Genomic DNA, 20927 nt, shown 5'->3' on the forward strand with positions numbered 1-20927 from the left:
TTATACAAAGTAATTTACATAAAAGACTCTATTAAACTTTTCATAGCTAAGAACCCCATACCTAAAGTAAATAGGCTAACTAAAGCAAATACCGCATTTTCCCATGGTTTACACTTATATTTACCCATTAAACTAGTTTGATTTGCTAAATAAAACATCGCTAACACTGTTCCAGGAAGAATGACTGCATTAAATGCTTGTGACGCAATCATAATAAATACAGGTCTAGCATCAAAAATAGGAACAACTAAACATAATAGCGATAATCCAGTCATTATCCACAGATAGGGCTTATGCGTTAATCCATTGTCATTATTTTTGATATCACTAATAAACCAAGGGGCAATTGCAATATTAGGGAACTGACTTGAAAATCCCGCGGCTGCAATACCAATAACAAAAATAAGTACAGCTCCTGGGCCTGCTAATGGACGTAACATTTCAATCATGTCTGAAGTGTTTTCTAGTGTTAAACCTTGCTTAAATAGTGTTGCGGCAGCTGCAGCCATTACAGCTGCACTGATAATAAACATTAATGTTGTACTAACAATTGCATCAAGGTTTTGCTCTTTAAGATTTTCCACTGTCCACTTAGCATTTTTAACTAGTGTTGTTCTCATTAAAAACATAGCAGGTGCAACAGTAGTTCCGACCATACTAGCAATAACTAGCATTGGGCTAATCGATGAATCAGTAGTGACTGGAATTGAAGGGATAAATCCATTTAACATATCAGCAACAGGAGGCATCATTAAGAAAAAGTTAATAATAAAAGCAAGCGCCATTAATGCGACAAGACCAGACAAAACTTTATCTACTAGGGTACCTTTATTTGTCCATAACACTGCATTTATAACAATCACTCCAGCCACCGCCCAAGATAAAGCAGATATACCTCCAGTGATAAAGCTTTGAGACCAGACGTATAACACATCAACAACAATTCCCATTACTCCCATAATTGAACCACAAGTTGCAGTAACAATCCCGATTAGAAAAAACATTGCTACACTTGGATGTAAGTGCTTTTTAAATGCAGTAAGCGCTCTCTCTCCAGTTACCGTTGTATAACGGCCATAAATCCTAATTAAAAAATAAGTAATAAAGCAAGATATTGCTAATGTCCACAGTAAGGAAACACCATAATTTGCTCCCGCTTTTGCCATTGATGTGATACTTCCGGTGCCAATGTTATAACCAATTAACATAATACCTGGAATAAAAACTGCTATTTTTTTTAATAAGCTAGATGATATTCCTCCATTACTTTCTCTTTTTGTGGAGCTTTCTTTATTAATATTTAAAGCATGATCATTCATTAGGTTATCCTTTGCTGTTTTATATTGTTTAAAGTTGCATTCTTGATATCTATAAGCACTTATCCCGTGCAGATACCCAATAAGACTACTTAAAACAAAAACTGGCAAACCAATTGACATTAAAACCCTACCCCGATCACCAATTGGAATACCAAAAATAAATAATATGTGATCTAGGCACATATGAAGGTAAACAATAAAATATCACTGCAAAAATCACGCTTTCTAAAAAATCTAATAAAAAAACAAAATAACACATAATAAACAACGACTTAATAAATTAAAATTAAAATTAGTTTGGCAATAAATATGGCTTCAAACAAAATAGACTAGCGACCTTTATCAATTTTAAATTATAAAATTTTATTACACGATCTAGTTCACATATAATTAACTCCACACAACAATTGGTACACCAAATGAATTAAGGTAAGCTTAAAGTAACCTACAAATATAATTAAAAATCAGATTTAATAAGGAGTAAAAAAACATGGACTATCAACAGCAGTTAGTCATTTTTAAACAAAATAGAGTATGGCGAACATATACTGGCGGCAAAGTGCTAGATGAAATGAATGGAGAGGCACAGCCCAAAGATAGTCACTTCCCAGAAGACTGGATAGGTTCAACAACGCAAGCCAAAAACATTGGTAGAGAAGAAGTTTGTGAGGGGTTATCGGATGCTTTTATTAATGGTAAAAAAACCAAGTTTGATCAACTAATTAAGCAAGATCCAGAATACTTTCTTGGAAAAAAACATGTAGCAGCTTTTGATAACAACCCAATGTTACTGGTCAAGTATTTAGATTCATCTGTTCGCTTGCATTTTCAGGCTCACCCAACAGCAGAGTTTGCACAAAAGCACTTAAACTCAAGGTGTGGTAAAGCAGAAGCTTATTATGTACTGGAATCCAGGGATAGCATTGAGCAACCTTATATCTATTTAGGTTTCCAACAATCACCAAGTCGCCACGACTTTAAAGATATGATTGAAAATCAACACATAGATAAAATGGAAGCTTGCTTTGAAAAAATCAATATATCTCCAGGGGATTGCTTTTATATTCCGGGCGGAATGCCTCATGCCATTGGCGAAGGTGTATTGATTATTGAAATAATGGAACCATCAGATCTGGCCGTTAGGTTTGAATTTGAGAAATCAGGTTATGTAATGCCTGTTGATGCTCGATTCATGAAAAAAGACCTCGATTTTTGCTTAGATGTTTTCGATTATAATCAATATTCAGTAGAAGATATTATTAACCAATACCGACAAACTGCCAATCTTGTCTGTAAGTACAATGAGAGTTCTTACAAAGAATCTTTGATTGATTCAGCAACGACACTTAGCTTCAGAGTAGCGAAGTCATCAATTACCGGTAAAGTAGATAAATCAGAAGAAGACTTTTATATTGGTATTGTAACAAAAGGTGATTGTGTCATTACCTGTAATGGGGAAACTTATCATCTAAAACAATATGAGCGATTCTTTTGTCCTGCCGGTTTGAATTTATTAACAATAGAGTCTACAACAGGTGTTGAAATATTAGAGTGTTACCCTCCTATTGCAGGAACGCTATAAGCTTAAAATTTCCTTACTTAATACAGGCTGTTTGTATCGACTATATCAACAAACGGCCCAATAACTCTCCTCTTAAAAAACCTTAATGTGGTATTTTTCATCATAAAATTAATGCTTCTAAAGTGATGCACTAATCACAAGATAAAAAGAAAACCTACAAGTAGGTATATCCAAAATAATTATAAATCAATTGTTATTGGTGGTTATACTTGACTAAAATAATATGCTATAAATAATAATTGATATGGGTATTGGTAGAGTAGCTTAACATATGTTTGGAATCAATAATTTAAGTACAAAACATCATGCACAAAATCCTTCTGGGTTATATGTGACAACAGCGATCAATTACAATATTTCAATACTTTATTTAAATACCCTATTACAATCAAAAGCTAAAAATACCTTCGTTTCATTTGCTCCACTTGCCATTATTTTGGAAGAACTCGAGAAACCCTTAAAAAACAAAATTCAAAATGTTTTTCAGAAGCAAACTTGTTTCTTTCTTAATCAATACAGTGCTAATAAAAGCTTAGACAAATTAAGTAAAGATATTAATAACATTCAATTTAAAAAAAATGACAGTGTTGTTTTTTATATTCCAGATCAAACGATTTTATTATCAGAGCATAAAAGCCGCATTCAGTTTTTCAAAAATATAAATAAGCTCGCTAAACTCAAAAAGCTCACCATTAGCATGGTGTTATTTGGCAGTGAATATCAAATTCTTAACCGGTGGTTAATGGAACATCCTGATCTTTTTTTCGGGATTAGTGCGATTCACAAAACTGATTCAACACAATATATCTATCAAATTAACTATTGGATTTCGCAAGGTCAAGTAACGGCTAATCACGAATATGAAATAACCCCGCAAAGTGATCAAACGTTCTCAACAACAGCAATATCAATACACAAGCAGCAAAATTTACAGGTTGATATTAATGATAAGAACACGATACATATCGTAGAAAACGCTATCGAGCCAACTCAGAAAATAACTGAATCGATGACAAGTTATACGACTAACCAAGTATTATTTGAGAAAATAGCTCAAGCTCACACCTGTATTATTGTACTGAGTATTTATCAACACCAAGAAGTTCATGATATTGCAACGGGCATATATCAATTGCGTCGAAAATTTGGACTTAAATTTAAGCTTGTATTAAGAGAAATGAAACAATGTATTCGTTACTCTGATGAAGTATTCCTCTCTAAGATAGGGGTTAACTTAATTTTAGCACCTAACATTAGTTTTTCTCGCATGATGAATATGTTGGAGACACTACAACGTCAAGAAACTAAAGCAGTGACACCAAACTCTGTAGATGAATTAATGTATCTTGAAAACACCTCTCGCTATTCATACAAAGGTTATATGGATACTGAAGAATTTATCCATAGATGTAATCGTTTGATTGAGCGACATGAGCAAACAAAGATCCAATATGCGCTAATTAAATTAGATTTGCTACCAGGGATTGAAATGGATTCCTGTTTAAGTATGTGTAATATAAAACGTGATGGCGATATTATCACTGCCTGTAGTAGTGCGCTTTACTTACTGCTTTCTTCAGTACGGGAAAATGACATACAACCAACATTAAGCCATATTTTTAAATTGCCTATTGCTGATATGTTTCGCAGTAATACAACCTATACAACACCGCATAGAATTAAGTCAGAGTTACCAGAAATTCGACTGCAAGCAGTTAAGATTAATAAAGACACAGCCAGCTTAACGACAACCCCAGCGCTGTTTACAACAGGCTCTGAAAATAAAAAAATGTATAAAGCATTTTCCTATGCTACGCACAAACCACTCGAGTTATAAATATGAACATTGATAACTTTATCTTAACCGTCAGTATCAGTCTCGCAGTAGGTTTACTTGCTGGATTTTTTTTAAGGGATTTTTTGCAATTTATTGCACATCTATACAAACGATTTATTCGTAAACCAAAGCATTTCCAACATACAACGTTTAAAGACTTAGATACTTTGACCCAAGACGAAACTCATGGAAAGAATGATTAGATATGAAGAAATATAGTGAAACAGAAAAAAGCATGATGTTAGGGCTAGGTTGGTGGAATGTATATTTCATCATCAAACTGGTTTTATTCTCGCAAGATACTATTGAGTTTCATCCAATAGAGAACTTTGCTTTTGTTATTTATTTAATCATTCCACTTCGCTCTCAACTATTAAAGGTTATTAGAACGATTGTCGCTTTCCCTATTGCATTCTATTTAGCGCACTATGACTCATATCTACCACCTTTAGAGCGTTTATGGAGTCAAATGGGCGCTTTATTAGACTTTAAATTCAATTACTTATTAGAGTTAGCCTCGCGTATTATTTCTTTACAAACATTGTTAGCAATCATTGTTTTAGCCTTTGCTTATTATTTTTTAAGTCGTATTTTCCGCGTTTCAATGTTTGTTATTATTGCTATGCTATATTTTAGCTTGCCAGAAAGAGCGCCTGATGTAACTCCACAGCTAGCAGCCGCGTCTCCAACCACAACGAAAACTCAAACAGCAAACCAAGCCGATGAAAGTGGGCCAGTGAATGATCAGATTTTAAACCTGGCTAAGCAAAGCTTTTTTGAGAAAGAAGCAGAGAGAGTATCAAGTCTTGCTCAAAGTAATGCCGATGCTGCCCCCTTTGATCTACTCTTTTTAAGTATTTGTTCTGTAGCCTGGGACGACCTTAAAATCACAGGGTTAGATAAACATCCTCTATTTGATGAATTCGATATCGTTTTTGATAAATTTAGTGCGGCAACCTCTTATAGTGGCCCAGCGCTTATTCACTTTTTAAGAGCAAGCTGTGGCCAACAAGCACACGAGCAATTATTTGAAGATGAGTTAAATCCGCAGTGTTACTTATTCGATAACCTCGCTAAGCTGGGATATGGTGAAACGCTAATGCTCAATCACGATGGCGCTTTTGAAGACTTTACAGGCTTACTAAAAGAAAATGAAGTTAAGGCTTCTGCAATGAGCAAATCAGGATTAGACCCATACCAAACAGCATTTGACGGTTCGAATATTTACCGTGATACCGATATGCTCAACCGTTGGTTAGCTAAGCGTGAAAATGATCCAACGGCAAAAGTTGCTGCATTATATAACACTATTTCTTTACATGATGGAAATCGTATTATCAGTGATAGCAGCAAAGTGGGAATGGAAAGCTACAAAATCCGTTTAACTAACTTACTAGATGATTTGTATGCCTTCTTCCAAACACTAAAAAAATCTAATCGTAATGTTGTCGTGATGCTTGTTCCTGAACACGGAGCAGGTATTCGTGGTGATAAAATGCAAATATCAGGTATGCGCGAGATCCCAACAGAAGCAATTGTTCATACCCCAGTGGCAATGAAAGTATTTGGTCCGAATATCAAACGACAAGGTGAAGCGTACCACATCGAAGAACCATCGAGTTATTTAGCCGTTTCCGATTTAATAAATCGCTTACTAGAAGAAGATATTTACGCTAAAGGTAACTTTTCAGCAGAAGCATTAGCTACGGATTTACCAAGTACGAAAATGCTATCGCAGAATGCCGGTAGTACGACAATGGAATATAATGGAAAAGTTTACGTTACCTTAGATGACCAAACTTGGCAGGAATACCCTGAATAAGTCTATTATAAATAATCATTCTTCTCGTTTTAAGTTAACGAGAAGAACCATTTAAAGGAATGAATATGCCTAATAGATTAAGCGATGATATTAGCGGTTTATTTAAAGCTTATAGTGTCGATCAACCTGAATACGAAGAGCTATCAGAACTTGAACGTTATCAAAAAGTAAAACAGAAATGGCAAGGTTTAAAAGCAACGACTAACCCTGCTGATTCTTTTAAAAATACTAATAATGAAAATGTATCTATTACTGGGAACAAGGAAAAGCCATAACCATGAAGCGTATCGTCATAACAGGAATTCAAGGAGGTGTGGGGGCTACGACAGTCGCTGCAAACCTGACAATAGCTTTGCATTCTATTGAGCAAAAAGCTCACGCTATTGATATGAATCCAACTAACTTTATGCGTTTACACTTCTCCATGGACCCTAATAATAACGATGGCTGGATGCTACGTAGATACCATCAAGAACCATGGCAACAAGCTGGTTATCAAAATCATCACCAAATACCATTTGTCCCTTTTGGAGAGCTGACAGAAGCACAATATCAACAGCAATTAACAGCACTCCAGCAACAGCCGATGACGTTGTTAAATAATATCAGCCCGGAAAATAAAGAAGCTGAATCAAAGTCTGACTGGCAGATTATTTTATTACCAGAAATAACCTCATTACAAAACTTTCATCGTCCATTGTTAGATGAGGCAGATTTAGTAATTTGTGTTGTACGACCAGATATACAAAGCTATCTCTCTTTACAGAAAAATAGGCATTATCAAGCGCTCCACGAAAAGCATAATATAAAACTATTAATGAATGCTTTTAATGCAAATAGTGAGGTTAGTCGAGATTTACAATTGGTGATAAAACATGAATATCAAGAGATGATTATTCCTACCTTAATGCATTTCGATACAGCTGTGCCGGAAGCGGTAGCAAACTTAACATCGGTTTTAGAAGCAGCACCATATAGCCAAGCAGCTCAAGATTACCGCTCTTTTGCTTTTTGGTGTTTAACGCACGTAAACCAAGAAATAATGGTAACGCCTAATGTTTAAATGGCTTTCTTTACTATTTCAACCACGTATTTTTATGCAGCTTAAGCAGCAGTTAAGCTTCTACGCTAATGGTGGCGCTGTGTCTCAGACGGGCAGGCTTTGCCTTTCCATTTGGTTTTTATTTGCCTTTCTTTTATTAAAACCAGCTATATCGGGAATTCCCTCTTGGAAACTTCCTTATTTGCTATTTCCAAATGTTAATTTTGCGCGTCCGCGTCCGCTGGATTTAATCAGGTTCATCGCACAAACACTTTGGCTAATCCTATTCCAGCAAAACCGAGCACCTAAAAAACCAATATCCTTACTATCTATTGCTTTTAGACTATTTTCGACCATAAAAAGTATCTTCTATCTGCCATTAAATTTACTGATTAAGTGGACCCAATGGCTTGAAAAGAAAGCAGAAAATATGGCTTATGAAACAACGCTGAAAATGAACCAAAAGAAACATAAAACAAGCTTCTTTTCATCGGTTATCAATGCTCTATTAATGCTCTTTATTATCATTTTAGCGGTTCTTTGTTTCACTGTGCCATTTAGCTTAGAAGCCCAAGCTTTTTTCGTTATCATATTGTGGGTAATGGCCATGATGTTCCGTAGAATGCCAGGCCGTTTTGCAACCATGCCAATGATTATACTTTCTGTAACGATCTCTTGTCGTTACCTATGGTGGCGAGTCACATCAACACTCAATTATGATGATCCTTTAGCATTGATTTTAGGTGTGATTCTATTAATGGCAGAAAGTTACTCTTGGTTAGTTTTAATGTTGGGTTACTTTCAGAATATCTGGCCATTAAAACGTAAACCCGTAGCAATGACTGGCGATCCTAAAGATTGGCCTGCCATTGATCTTATGATCCCAACCTATAATGAAGACTTAGATGTTGTCAGAGCGACTGTTTATGCCTCATTAGGAGTCGATTGGCCAAGTGATAAAATTAATATCTATATTTTGGATGATGGAAAGCGTGATAGCTTCCGCGACTTTGCTGAAGAAGTTGGCGTAGGTTATATCCGTCGTCCTAAAAACAACCATGCTAAAGCAGGTAACATAAACTATGCACTAGAGCAGACCTCTGGTGAGTATGTCGCTATCTTCGATTGTGACCATATTCCAACACGTGCTTTCTTCCAAATGAGTATGGGATGGTTTCTCAAAGATCCTAAACTGGCAATGATTCAAACGCCTCACCATTTCTTCTCTCCCGATCCATTTGAAAGAAACCTCTCAAACTTTAGAGACGTGCCTAATGAAGGTAACCTTTTCTATGGTTTAATTCAGGATGGTAATGACCTATGGGATAGTACTTTTTTCTGTGGATCTTGTGCGATTATACGTAGAGAACCGCTTGTTGCTGTGGGTGGTATTGCCGTCGAAACAGTCACTGAAGATGCGCATACGTCATTGCGTATGCATCGCTTAGGGTACCGCTCAGCTTATTTACGTAAGCCACTATCAGCAGGCTTAGCAACAGAAACCTTGTCGGCACACATTGGGCAGCGTATTCGCTGGGCCAGAGGCATGGCACAAATATTCCGAATCGATAACCCAATTACTGGTAAAGGGTTAAAATGGCAACAGCGACTGTGTTATGCCAATGCAATGCTGCATTTCTTGTCTGGTATTCCTAGAATTATCTACCTATTAGCGCCGTTAGCATTCTTGGTATTACATACCTATATTATTTATGCACCTGCATTAGCCATTATTTTATATGCGCTACCTAATATGATTCATTCTAGTATGACTAACTCTCGAATTCAGGGGCAATATCGCCACTCTTTCTGGGGTGAAGTATATGAAACCGTACTGTCTTGGTACATTGCAAGGCCTACAACCGTCGCACTATTCTTTCCAAATAAAGGAACGTTTAATGTAACCGCGAAAGGCGGGTTAATCGAAAAAGAGTACTTTGACTGGGGACTTTCAACACCTTATATCGCTTTAGTACTATTAAACTTATTGGGCATCTGTTTTGGGGTCTATAGATTAGTTTATGGCGCTAGTGAAGAGGTTGGCAGTGTACTGGTTAACCTCTTTTGGGTGCTTTATAACTTATTAATTCTAGGTGGTGCCGTTGCCGTTGCCGAAGAAGCTAAACAAGTACGTAAAAATCACCGTATAGAGGTTGATATTCCAATCCGTTTAGCACTTAAATCCGGACATATTATCCGTTGTACAATGAAAGACTTTTCATTTGGTGGTGTTAGTGTAGAACTTCCAAAGTCAGTTAATCTTAAATACGGTGAGCAATTAGATGTGATATTACAGCGTGGAGAGCAATCCTATGTTTTTCCTATGACACCTATCTATAGTCAAGATAAAATCCTAGGGTTAAACCTGATGGACTTAGATGAACAGCAACAAATTGATTACGTACAATGTACTTTTGCTAGAGCAGACACTTGGGCACAATGGCAAAGTGAATACCAAGTAGATAAACCATTAGTTAGTATGTACCGAGTGTTACGAATTGGAGCAGAAGGATACAGCCGTATTCTATTTAATGGCCCTCCTTTTGTCCGTATGCTAACCAGATCAGCAGTGACACTATGGCGTGTAATTTATTCATTAAAACCACAAAAGATAACATTAAAGAGCGAGTAATATGCGAATAAACGATAAAATTAAAGTACTGGCTTACGCAGTGAGTTTAGCATTTGGTAGCCCGCTGCTTGCGACCAATGCCTTGGCCGTTGAAACAAATGCAGAAGTTGCCACTGCTACAACATCAGCATTGACAACAAATACTCGCTCGACTTTAGATTCAGGGTCAACATCGCCACGTAAAGTATCGCCGAATGTTCAAGAGCGCATTCTAAACTTTAATGATCTTGGCTATTCAGGTTCGATTCTTATGCAAGGAAGTGAAAGCCAAGTTTATGTTGGTTTTGGCTCGCGTTTAGATGAAATAACATCAAAAGCAACTTTATCACTGGATTTCATTCCTTCACCAGCTTTGCTGTCTGTTGTGTCGCATATGAAAGTATATTTTAATAATGAATTAATGAGCGTTATTTCTATTGCTGATGGCACACAAGGTAAAAAAGTCCAAGCATCAATTCCTTTAGATCCTCGTTTGTTTAGTAACTATAACCAACTTCGTTTTGAAATGATCGGCGATATCGATCAGCTTTGTCGAGATCCAAACCATGCGAGTATTTGGGCAGAGATCAGCCAAAATAGTCATATTGCATTGCAAGTTCAAAAAACCCAAATTGCTAATGATTTAAGCCTTCTCCCTGCTCCCTTCTTTGATCAACGAGATATGACGTCATTGGTTTTACCAATGGTGATTGGCGACAATGCAGATATCGATGAGATTAAAGCATTAGGTATTGCCTCATCGTATTTTGGTTCTTTGGCTGAATGGCGTAAAACAAGTTTTCCTGTATTACAAGATGAAGCACCTGATGACCATGCCATTGTATTTGTGACCAATGATAATAAACCTGAATTTTTAAAGGATTACCCGGATGTAGATGGGCCTTATCTGCAGATGATCTCTCACCCAAGTAAACCCTATGTGAAATTATTGGTGGTTAGTGGACGAGATAATAAAGATCTAATTAAAGCAGTGAAAGGTTTAGCCTTTGGACAACACCTATTAACGGGTCCAATTGCAAAAGTAACACGTATTCAACAAATAAAACCGCGTAAACCTTATGATGCACCTAATTGGGTTAATACAGAACGCCCAGTAACACTGGCAGAAATGGTTAAAGATCAAAATCGTCTACAAATTGAAGGACAAACGCCTCCACCTGTGACTGTTGACTTCCAATTACCGCCAGACCTCTTCACTTGGCAAAGTAATGGTATTCCATTTGAGCTAGCATATCGCTACTCTCCACAAAATGACAATTCAGGCTCTCGTATGAGTTTGAGCATTAATAATCAATTTATTAAGGCATTTCCTCTCACTAGTGAAGGTGAATCCCAACACGCAGATCGATTACGTATTCCATTATTAGATGATGCATCGTTAAGTGATAAAGGTGAAGTACACATTCCAGCTTTCAAAGTGGGTAGCCGTAATAACTTAAAATTTGAGTTTGGATTTTCTTCTCCTACCAGTGGTGGAGCATTAAAAGATGGCGCGTTAACTTGTCAGAGTATACAACCAAGTAAACAATATGCAGCCATTGATGCAAACTCCTACGTAGACTTTTCTGGTTTTGCGCATTATATACAAATGCCTAATATGCGCTCATTTGCCAACTCTGGTTTTCCATTCACCCGTATGGCTGACCTATCTGATACTGTGATCGTGTTACCTGAACAGCCAACTCAAGGCGAAATAGAAACCTTTGCTAATATGATGGGAAGATTTGCTGCCAATACTGGCTACCCAGCTGTAAATATTGAGCTAACCAATAAATGGTCAGAAAAGGCTTTACAAGATAAAGATATTTTAACGATAGGTATTGAGCAAAACTTAAAAGAGGTCAGTGAAAACTACTCTCCTAACATGCTCTTAAATGATGAGTTACGCTTAAGTCAATTACCGAGTAAAAATGAGAATCAACAAGGTAAGAATTGGGTTTCTCCTGCGACTAGTGAACCTCAACCAGCCGATCTAGTTGAAATATCAGCAAAAGGTAATTTTGCGGCAATAACCAGTTACCAATCGCCATTTAGCCCTCAACGGACGGTTGTTAATATACTAGCTAACTCAGCACCTGCGTTAAATTTAGTTAATGAAGCACTGAACGATACAAGTAAAGTTGACAGCATGTTTGGCTCTGTTATTACAATCCGAGACAACTCAATTGCTAGCTTTAATGTCGGTGAACACTACTATGTTGGTCACTTACCGGTGTGGCAACTAGTGATGTACCATTTTTCACAATATCCAATATTAATGTCTTTTGCAGCCCTATTGTTAGTTATCTTAGTCACACTGGCACTTTGGCGCGTACTAAGACGTATCGCTAGAAGCCGAATTGAAGATACGGAGTAAACTCAATGAAATTAGTTCATCTTTTATTAGTTAGTTTCTTAGCTCTGCCAACATTAGTAATGGCCGAGGTTGAGTCAACGACTCAGCAAAACAGTCAAGCTGAGTTGTCCATCCAACAATGTGCTTGGCCACTATGGCAGCGCTTCAAGGATAACTATATTAAAGATGGACGAGTGGTTGATGATAGTGAGTCACGCGATATAACCACTTCAGAAGGACAATCTTACGGAATGTTTTTTGCTTTGGTTGCCAATGATCAAAAAGCCTTTGACTCGCTATTAGAATGGACTGAAATTAATTTATCTGATGGCGATCTAACGGCGCACTTACCTTCGTGGCTATGGGGTGCATTGCCTACAGGTAAGAAAGGGATTTTAGATTATAATACAGCATCAGATTCAGACTTATGGATAGCCTATAACTTAGTTGAAGCTGGACGACTGTGGGATAATTACTACTATCAAACACTCGGCTATGCGATAGCTGCTCGTATTCTAAAAGAGGAAACCATTGAAGTAGATAACTATGGCACCGTCTTATTACCAGGCCGAACAGGTTTTGTATCAGATAAGAACCATGTTCGCTTAAATCCAAGTTATCTACCAATGCAATTACTGGTTCGTATGCAGGCTTTATATCCAGATTATCAATGGCAAGCATTGATAGATAGCTCTAATAAGTTACTGCTAGATAGCATGCCCATGGGCTTTAGTCCTGATTGGGTTGAAGTGACCGCCAATGGACTACAAACCGATACAGCAACTCAAGGTATCGGTAGTTATAATGCAATTCGCACTTACCTATGGGCAGGACTACTCTCTGATCAAAGTTCACATAAAGCACCACTAATTAAGGCTATGCAACCGTTAGTTGAAGTATTAAAAGAAACGAATGCAATGCCTGAAACATTGAATGCTAACGATGGCAGTTATCAAGGTAATGCAGGGTTAGGTTTAACAGCAGCGATTACACCTTTATTAATGGCGTCAGGTGAAACCGATTTAGCGAAGCAAATCTTTAATCGTACTCAAGATAATCTAGCGAGTATTGAGCATAAACATTACTATCAAAGTGTCTTAATGTTATTTGCACAAGGTTGGATGAATAAGCTTTACCAATTTGATGCACAAGGTCGAGTAATACCTCATTGGTTAACATCATGTCAAAAATAACCCTGATAACAACAAATATGATCAATAGATATAAACCTTTTATGCCAGCAAAACGACTGGCATTGCTTATTACACCATTAATGCTCGGTACTTTCTTGTTTAGCCTTGTTTATACTAAAAATACATACGCTAATGAGAATACATCAAATTCAATCATTACCTATCAGCCCTTTACATTTACCACAGATCTTACTTCGGTGGACTCACAAGAGTGGCTGATCAACCAATTAGTATATGCACAACTATTAAATCGACCTGATATTAGCGAGGCAACATTAGAACGCTTGCTTGCCATCAACCCAAATAGCCTCGCAGGTTTAAAATATCAGGCGCTGTACTTATCTAAAATACAAAAAGTAGATAAAGCACAAGCGGCATTAAAAAAACTCCAATCTCAATACCCTAATGCACCAGAAACAAAGCAGGTGGCATCGTACTTATCTATATATTCAAGTAATCGTAATGACTATCAACAAGCAAAATTATTAAGCATATCAGGGCAGTATGCGGCTGCATTAGCAATATATAACAAGATTTTTAGCGACGGTATCCCAACTCCAGCACTGCAACTTGAATACATATTATTAGAAGATAATAAAACAGGTAATTGGCAACAAACTCAAAACAAACTAATTAAACTCAACAATGATTACCCGGGCACCCCACAATTTCAATTAGCGTTAGCGCGTCACACATTAAGTGAAAAACCAACTGATACTGAAGCATTAACCGCTTTACAACAATTAACTCTAGCCCCTTCGACGAGTAATAGTGCAGCTAAAATTTGGTTAGCACTTTTAGATAAGCAACGGATCACCGCTGATGTATTAAAACAATACGCCATCTTAAGCAGCTATAGATCCGGCGATCAAACCTATCTAAAAGCCTATGATGATGCAAAAAAACGCTTTGAAGAAGAGAAAGAAAGACTTAAAGATCCAACTTATATTACCAAGCTTGAAGGGTTGGCATTATTTGAGGCCAAACGCTATTATGCCGCGGAACCAAAACTGCTAGCAGCGCTAAAAACACGCCCCAAAGATCTTGAGATTGTTGCCGCACTTGGTTACGTATACTTAAGAACAGGTAGACAAGGGCTTGCTGTTAACTATTTTAAACAAGCTGAGCAATATGATCCTGATAAGCGTTATCAAAGTAGGTGGCAGGCATTGACCACCGAATCATTGTATTGGGTAAATATTGACCAAGGCGACCTTTATATGGAAAGAGGTCAATATACTAAAGCCAAACAAAAATACCAAGCGTCTGTGAAATTACAACCTGATACAGTAAACGCATATAATGCATTGGCAGAATTAGCATTTATTCAAAAGCAATATTCAGTTGCTGAAAAATACTATTTAATCACACTGAAAAAACAGCCATTAAATAAAAATGCACTTATTGGCCGAATTGATATTCGAGAAGAGCAGCAAAATAAATTAGCAGCTTATCGATTTTCGCAAGGCTATAGCGCAGCGCAACGCAAAGTAGTGAGAAGTCAAATAGGCGCTTTGTATAGTGATGTTTTATTAGCAGATCTCAAACAAGCACTAGCAGAAAATAACTATCAAACTGCCACGGACAAAGTCAATCAACTGCTGAAAAATCCTCCTTCTTCAGTTTGGGATAAAGCAGATATTGCTTATGCTTTGCAAACAATGGGCGAAGCGACACGTGCTGATAGATTAATGAAACAATGGTCATCTAATAAAGATCCAAACTTCCAATTTGCCTATGCTTTATATTTATCTCGGTATGGTGAAACTGAAACAGCAATAGAAGTGCTACAAGCAATACCACCAAAGCAGCGTACTACTGCGATGCAAAATAATCTTGATAGGTTAAGTTTATCTCTCGCTTTTGAGCAATTATCAGAGCTGGTTAAAACGGATCCCGATGCAGCAAAAGCGAAAATAGATCAGATGTTATTAGAGAATCAAAACCGCTCACAAGTATCGATCCAACTAATTACAATGAAATATCAGCTAGGTTTTGAACAGGAAGCATATACTGATATTAATAAGCAAAGCCCTGAATCGACTTGGTCTTATCAAACTCAGCTTGATTACGGTAATTTGCTTTATGAACTCAATATAGATAAGAAGTTTGTAGCTTGGAAAGATCAACTTCCAGCGCCCAAAGGTACCCAAGCTGAAGTTGTAAATTACACTCAACAACGCGATATACTATTCGCCAAGTACGCAATGGGTAACAAAGATTACGCTACCGCTGAGGCTTTATATTACCCAATTGCAACAGGTAATACTAACGATGCTATTGATGCACAATACGCTTTAGTTGATATTTATAGTGCACAAGGAAATACAGCTGCATTAGAGAAAATGACATTACAGCTGTACAAAGACAAACAGAAGCTAAGCAATTACCAAGTCGCTCAATTATCTCAATTATTGAATGAGCAAGGACAAACACAACAAGCTCTGACGCTCAGTAGACAATTATCAACAACCAAAAATGCAGGGGCTTTTGACTATCGAACAGGTATGAATGTAGCGATGGACAATCAAGAATATGAACTAGCCAAGTCGTTAGGCTATCAAGCATTATTAAGCGATCAACAAGCTAAGTCTCCTTCAACAACTACAAATGACAACAAAGATTTTCAACAGCTCTATGATGAAGCAGATGACTATTGGCTAACACGCAGTGTGAAGTCTGATATTGATACAATCCATAAACGCAACGATGGTTATATTGAATTTGGAATCGATTATAGCGGCCGTGATAGTGAAAATAATGCCACTCAAATTCCTGTAGAAATCAGTATTCCGATGCCAGATTACGATGGTCATTTAATATTACGTGCAGATATGGTGGCATTAAACTCTGGTGACTTAAATTATTTTAATAAAGATACTGGTAGTAATAGCGACACACAATTTAGCTCCACAGAAAATGGCATAGAATTAGGAATTGGTTGGAGAGCAAATACTTGGTCAGCAGATATTGGTACAACGCCGATTGGGTTTGAAACCCAAACCTGGGTCGGTGGATTGAATCTTTCTGGTGACCTAGGTGACTTTGGCTGGAGAACAACTTTATCACGTCGTTCCGATACCAGTAGCACATTATCATTTGGTGGTATGCAAGTACCTGATATCGACATTGAAAGTGATAATGAGCATATCGGAGAGTATTGGGGTAATGTTGTCCGTACTGGCGTCAAATTAGGCCTAAGCTATGATACAGGGGCTCCTGTCGGCTATTGGGGTGGGCTACAGTATCATTACATCACAGGTCATAACGTAGAAGATAATACCAGTTTAGCTTTACTTGGCGGGGCATACTGGAAGCTGATTAGTGAAAGAGATAAACAATTAAGCGTCGGGCTTAATAGCTTTTATAGCCAATACGATAAAAACTTAAGTGAGTATGCGTATGGTTACGGGGGCTACTATAGCCCTCAGCAATATATCTCATTATCCATTCCGGTAAATTGGTATCAACGTATTAATAATGATTTTTCATACTTAATCAGAGGCTCTATATCCAACTCTTGGTCAGAAGAAGATCCATTATATGGCGCGGCTGGTGAAAGTTCATCAGGTGGTGGCATTGGCTACTCATTTGAAGCTGCATTAGAAAAACGTGTTAGTGATCATTGGTATATTGGTTTAGCTGTCGATATGCAACTATCTGACTTCTATGAGCCACGTCATGGTCTATTGTATGCCCGCTATACTTTCTCAGACCGCTGGCAACCAATAGAAATGCCAGTTGACCCAATCAGTTTATACTCTGAGTTTGACTAGTACAATTAGCGATCAAATCGACTAATACCAATTATATTAAATAAGTGATCTAAATTTTGCGCAGGAAAAATGACTGATTTCAAGGCGTAATTTGAGTTAAATAGTTGTTCTATTTACGAAAATTACAACGAAGAAATAAGTTATTTTAACAAGTAAAATAGATCAGTTAATTAGTGTGATTGGTATAAGCCTCATGCAGAGGCTTAGTAACCACTTACTCTAAAATAATGTCAATAACTTAGAAGATAATGGGGTTTAAAGCCAATAACGAGGGTAATGCCTTGCTGGATTACTAGATAAGTTATTTACCGCTAAAGCAATGATCACAAGCATGATGGCACCAATGGCTATCGGGCTAATCACAAAATAATAACCGCTCTCAATAATATTAGTACTGCCTGAAATAGCAATTAATGCTGTAGCCCCACCTGGCGGATGGAGAGTACGCGTAAAATGCATGCCAACAATAGATAGGGAAACAGCGAGTGCTGCTAATAGCGCCATATCTAATGGAACATACTTCTGCAAAGTAACGCCGATAAAAGCACAAAGCACATGCCCACCAATAACATTTCTTGGTTGTGAAAAATCTGCTTGTGGTGCCCCATATAATAAAACAGAAGAAGCGCCAAACGATCCCACTAAATACATGCTATGTAATGCATCTAATTCAGTAAAACGATTTAAAATAGCAACGCAATATATGCCTAAGAAAGCCCCAAGCCAAGACCATGCCACTTTAGAAAGAGGCGTTCTAGGTGGGCAAATAGCACCACCTTTCATTCTGTAAAATATCTGTTTCACGCTAAAAACCTTTGCTCATTGGTGTGCATTAAAAATACAAATTCGCACCATACTAATGCATAAATAGGTATAAAATACAGTTTTCAAGGCAATTTTTCAAAATAAGCACCACTCTGAAACAAAAATAACAATATGCACCAATAAAGAACGAATAAACAATGACTTCCAAGGTAGCTAACAAAATGATCTTTGTAAGGCATATTCACTAAAATCTAAAAATAAGGACAGTGTGATTATTGTCAGTACCCGCTTAAATAACCTGTCATACCAATAACAAATTTTATTTATGTAAAACTCTTTAAATGATATTAAATATCATTTGCATGATTGAGAGGCGGGAAATATAATGACCTTTAAATTGTTAAGAATAGTAATGTAATTAGCATGATTAGAAGCCATTACATTTAATACGTTGATTACATTTGATAGGGAGATAATAAGATAATTAATCACACTCTATTAAATCTGGCATATTCAAGAGATACAAAAACAGCCTGCTATGCTAACTTTTCAAAAGATACTACATCCCCTTCTAGATAAAGACTGCTAATGTCTCTTATGCACACAATAACTTAAACACATTACATCATAAGCGAATATTAATATGAAAAAACCTATGCCTAAAAAAGTACAAGTTATTAAAACACAAAAAATTACAGAAAATTTGCAACGTATTGTATTAATGAGTGAGCAGCTTGATGCATTCCCAGATAACTGCGATGGCGGCTATTTCAAGCTACTTTTTAATGCTGAAGGCGGAACAGATTTATCTACTTTAGAAGAAGGTCAACGCCCTATAATGCGTACTTATACTATTCGAAAATTTTCTAGAGAAGATCATACAATTGAAGTTGATTTTGTACGTCATAGCGTCACCGATTTACAATGTGGTTTTGCTGCGCGCTGGGCAATTAATGCCAAAGTAGGAGACACTATTTCGATTAATGGTCCTGGTCTTATTGAAGATATTAATCCACAAGTAGATTGGTTTTTCATGGCGGCAGATATGACTTCATTACCCGCCCTATCTGCTAAAATAGCTAAGCTGCCTGAACAAGCTCAAGGTTATGCTGTTATTAAAGTGATCGATGAAGCTGATATACAAGCACTTAAAGCACCAGCTAATATTAAGTTTATTTGGTTAACAGAGAAGCAGTCACTTATAGAGCAAGTTCGCGCATTAACATGGTTACCCGGAGACGTCTCTGTATGGGCTGCTTGTGAGTTTGATAGCATGCGTGCATTACGCACCTACTTCCGTAATGAAAAACAGGTTAACAAAGAAAATCTTTACCTGAGCAGTTATTGGAAGCACGGTGTAACAGAAGATGGTCATAAAGTGATAAAACGCAAAGATGCACTAGAAACTCAGAACTAATCAGATTTCGACACAGAGGGTAATGGTAATACTCAACTGTCGATACTGATAACAGAGGTTTCGTCTCAGTTAGAATGAAATAATACCAATTATATTAAATAAGTGATCTAAATTTTGCGCAGGAAAAATGACTGAGTTCAAGGCGTAATTTGAGTTAAATAGTTGTTCTATTTACGAAAATTACAACGAAGAAATAAGTTATTTTAACAAGCAAAATAGATCAGTTAATTAGTGTGATTGGTATAAATATTGCTACTAATCCATATCGGTTTTCAGCAATATTTATTTTACTTAACCATCCTTGTGCTCAGTAAGCCATTAAATGGCACCTTATGGAATGGCAAAGCTAAGTGAAGGGCTTTATTAGGTCGTTATTTTGCAGTGGCAATTTTAAAATAGCTATGATCATTAAGTGCTTTGCTAATCATCATCGCCCCTTCTAATAAGCTGATAGTAGTAATAGCTGCCTGTGGAGGGTTTTCTTCCCCATTGGCTTCATGGGCAGCTGTCAGCCAAGTTAAATTCTTATGGAAAAAGCGTTTTACTTCTATTTGTACTTTTTCTGGTAAAGTTTCATTTTGTGCCCCAAGCAGTCCACAAAGACACATTTTATTATCAATCAATAATGCGCCATTGAATAGTCCAGTATAAACATCAATCGGGTTTTTCCCTTGTGCTTTTATGTCTTCAATATCACCTAATGCAGCTAAAAAATTATCTGTATATTGGTGTGCTAATTCAGCACCTAAATCAGCTTTTGTTGGAAAATGATAGTGAACACTGGAATTTTTGATACCAACTTCATTAGCAAGCTCTCTAAAACTAAAGTTACTATAACCTCCTGATCGCACTTTGTTTTCAGCAATCCTTAAAAGTTCTTCTTTTTTACCCATGTTCATCTTCCTACAACTGAGATAGTCATTTCTAATCACGATTATCTAATAGCCAAGATCCCATTACAAGGGCTTTCATTTTTACAAGTAACCTACACAACTTGATAATTTTTTATTTAAAAAAATGAGCACATTCTCAAACTAGAGTGGCAAACCATATCTAGCATCCTTCTGTCGTTTTTTTGCACCTAAAACCCTTTATTCACCTTTAACTTATTTTCAATACTTAATCGACTTTAACAAAATCACTATTTTATTAATTTATTTAAAAATAAATTACCTATTAAAAATCAGCAACCTAGGTAAATTTTTAA

The 20927-nt window shown here is 36.8% G+C and carries 13 protein-coding genes; 10 read left to right on the forward strand and 3 right to left on the reverse strand.

What is annotated here, in order from left to right:
* Positions 1-14: 14 nt before the first annotated feature.
* A complete protein-coding gene (locus tag V6256_RS04270) occupies positions 15-1319 on the reverse strand; it encodes an NRAMP family divalent metal transporter (RefSeq protein WP_341596825.1) in 1305 nt (434 codons plus the stop codon).
* Between the two features lie 490 nt (positions 1320-1809).
* Here V6256_RS04270 and V6256_RS04275 point away from each other — a divergent pair, with 490 nt between their 5' ends.
* From V6256_RS04275 to V6256_RS04315, 9 genes are all read left to right on the forward strand, one after another.
* Positions 1810-2901: a class I mannose-6-phosphate isomerase gene (locus V6256_RS04275; protein ID WP_341596826.1), complete on the forward strand. Its 1092-nt coding sequence runs from the start codon at positions 1810-1812 to the stop codon at positions 2899-2901.
* Positions 2902-3172: 271 nt separating this feature from the next.
* A complete protein-coding gene (gene bcsE, locus V6256_RS04280; protein WP_341596828.1) occupies positions 3173-4738 on the forward strand; it encodes a cellulose biosynthesis protein BcsE in 1566 nt (521 codons plus the stop codon).
* A 205-nt stretch (positions 4739-4943) separates the two neighbouring features.
* The gene (gene bcsG / locus V6256_RS04285; RefSeq protein WP_341596829.1) at positions 4944-6560 is read left to right on the forward strand and encodes a cellulose biosynthesis protein BcsG; all 1617 of its coding nucleotides are present in this window, start codon (positions 4944-4946) and stop codon (positions 6558-6560) included.
* A 65-nt stretch (positions 6561-6625) separates the two neighbouring features.
* Positions 6626-6835: a hypothetical protein gene (locus tag V6256_RS04290; protein ID WP_341596831.1), complete on the forward strand. Its 210-nt coding sequence runs from the start codon at positions 6626-6628 to the stop codon at positions 6833-6835.
* Between the two features lie 2 nt (positions 6836-6837).
* Positions 6838-7623, forward strand: a complete 786-nt coding sequence (gene bcsQ / locus V6256_RS04295; RefSeq protein ID WP_341596832.1) for a cellulose biosynthesis protein BcsQ — start codon at positions 6838-6840, stop codon at positions 7621-7623.
* Positions 7616-10234 (forward strand): UDP-forming cellulose synthase catalytic subunit, encoded by a 2619-nt coding sequence (gene bcsA / locus V6256_RS04300; protein ID WP_341596833.1) that lies wholly within the window; start codon positions 7616-7618, stop codon positions 10232-10234. The genes bcsQ and bcsA overlap by 8 nt, the downstream gene beginning before the upstream one ends.
* A 1-nt stretch (position 10235) precedes the next feature.
* Positions 10236-12590, forward strand: coding sequence for a cellulose biosynthesis cyclic di-GMP-binding regulatory protein BcsB (bcsB, locus tag V6256_RS04305; RefSeq protein WP_341596834.1), 2355 nt, complete (start codon positions 10236-10238; stop codon positions 12588-12590).
* Between the two features lie 5 nt (positions 12591-12595).
* On the forward strand, positions 12596-13762 hold the full coding sequence (gene bcsZ / locus V6256_RS04310) for a cellulose synthase complex periplasmic endoglucanase BcsZ (RefSeq protein ID WP_341596835.1): 1167 nt from the start codon (positions 12596-12598) through the stop codon (positions 13760-13762).
* Complete coding sequence (locus V6256_RS04315; RefSeq protein WP_341596836.1) at positions 13750-17538, forward strand: cellulose synthase subunit BcsC-related outer membrane protein; 3789 nt, start codon at positions 13750-13752, stop codon at positions 17536-17538. Before bcsZ ends, V6256_RS04315 begins: the two co-directional genes overlap by 13 nt.
* A gap of 255 nt (positions 17539-17793) precedes the next feature.
* On the opposite strand, the gene V6256_RS04320 is transcribed toward V6256_RS04315, so the two are convergent.
* Positions 17794-18342 carry an HPP family protein gene (locus tag V6256_RS04320; RefSeq protein WP_341596837.1) on the reverse strand — a complete coding sequence of 183 codons (549 nt, stop codon included), beginning with the start codon at positions 18340-18342 and terminating at the stop codon, positions 17794-17796.
* Positions 18343-18946: 604 nt separating this feature from the next.
* Here V6256_RS04320 and V6256_RS04325 point away from each other — a divergent pair.
* A complete protein-coding gene (locus V6256_RS04325) occupies positions 18947-19720 on the forward strand; it encodes a siderophore-interacting protein (protein ID WP_341596838.1) in 774 nt (257 codons plus the stop codon).
* Between the two features lie 371 nt (positions 19721-20091).
* Here the strand turns inward: V6256_RS04325 and V6256_RS04330 are convergent, their stop codons facing one another.
* Positions 20092-20613, reverse strand: a complete 522-nt coding sequence (locus tag V6256_RS04330) for a TetR/AcrR family transcriptional regulator (protein ID WP_341596839.1) — start codon at positions 20611-20613, stop codon at positions 20092-20094.
* Positions 20614-20927: the final 314 nt, after the last annotated feature.

Origin of the sequence: Psychromonas aquatilis (assembly GCF_038155185.1) — a bacterium.
Taxonomy (GTDB): Bacteria; Pseudomonadota; Gammaproteobacteria; order Enterobacterales; family Psychromonadaceae; genus Psychromonas; species Psychromonas aquatilis.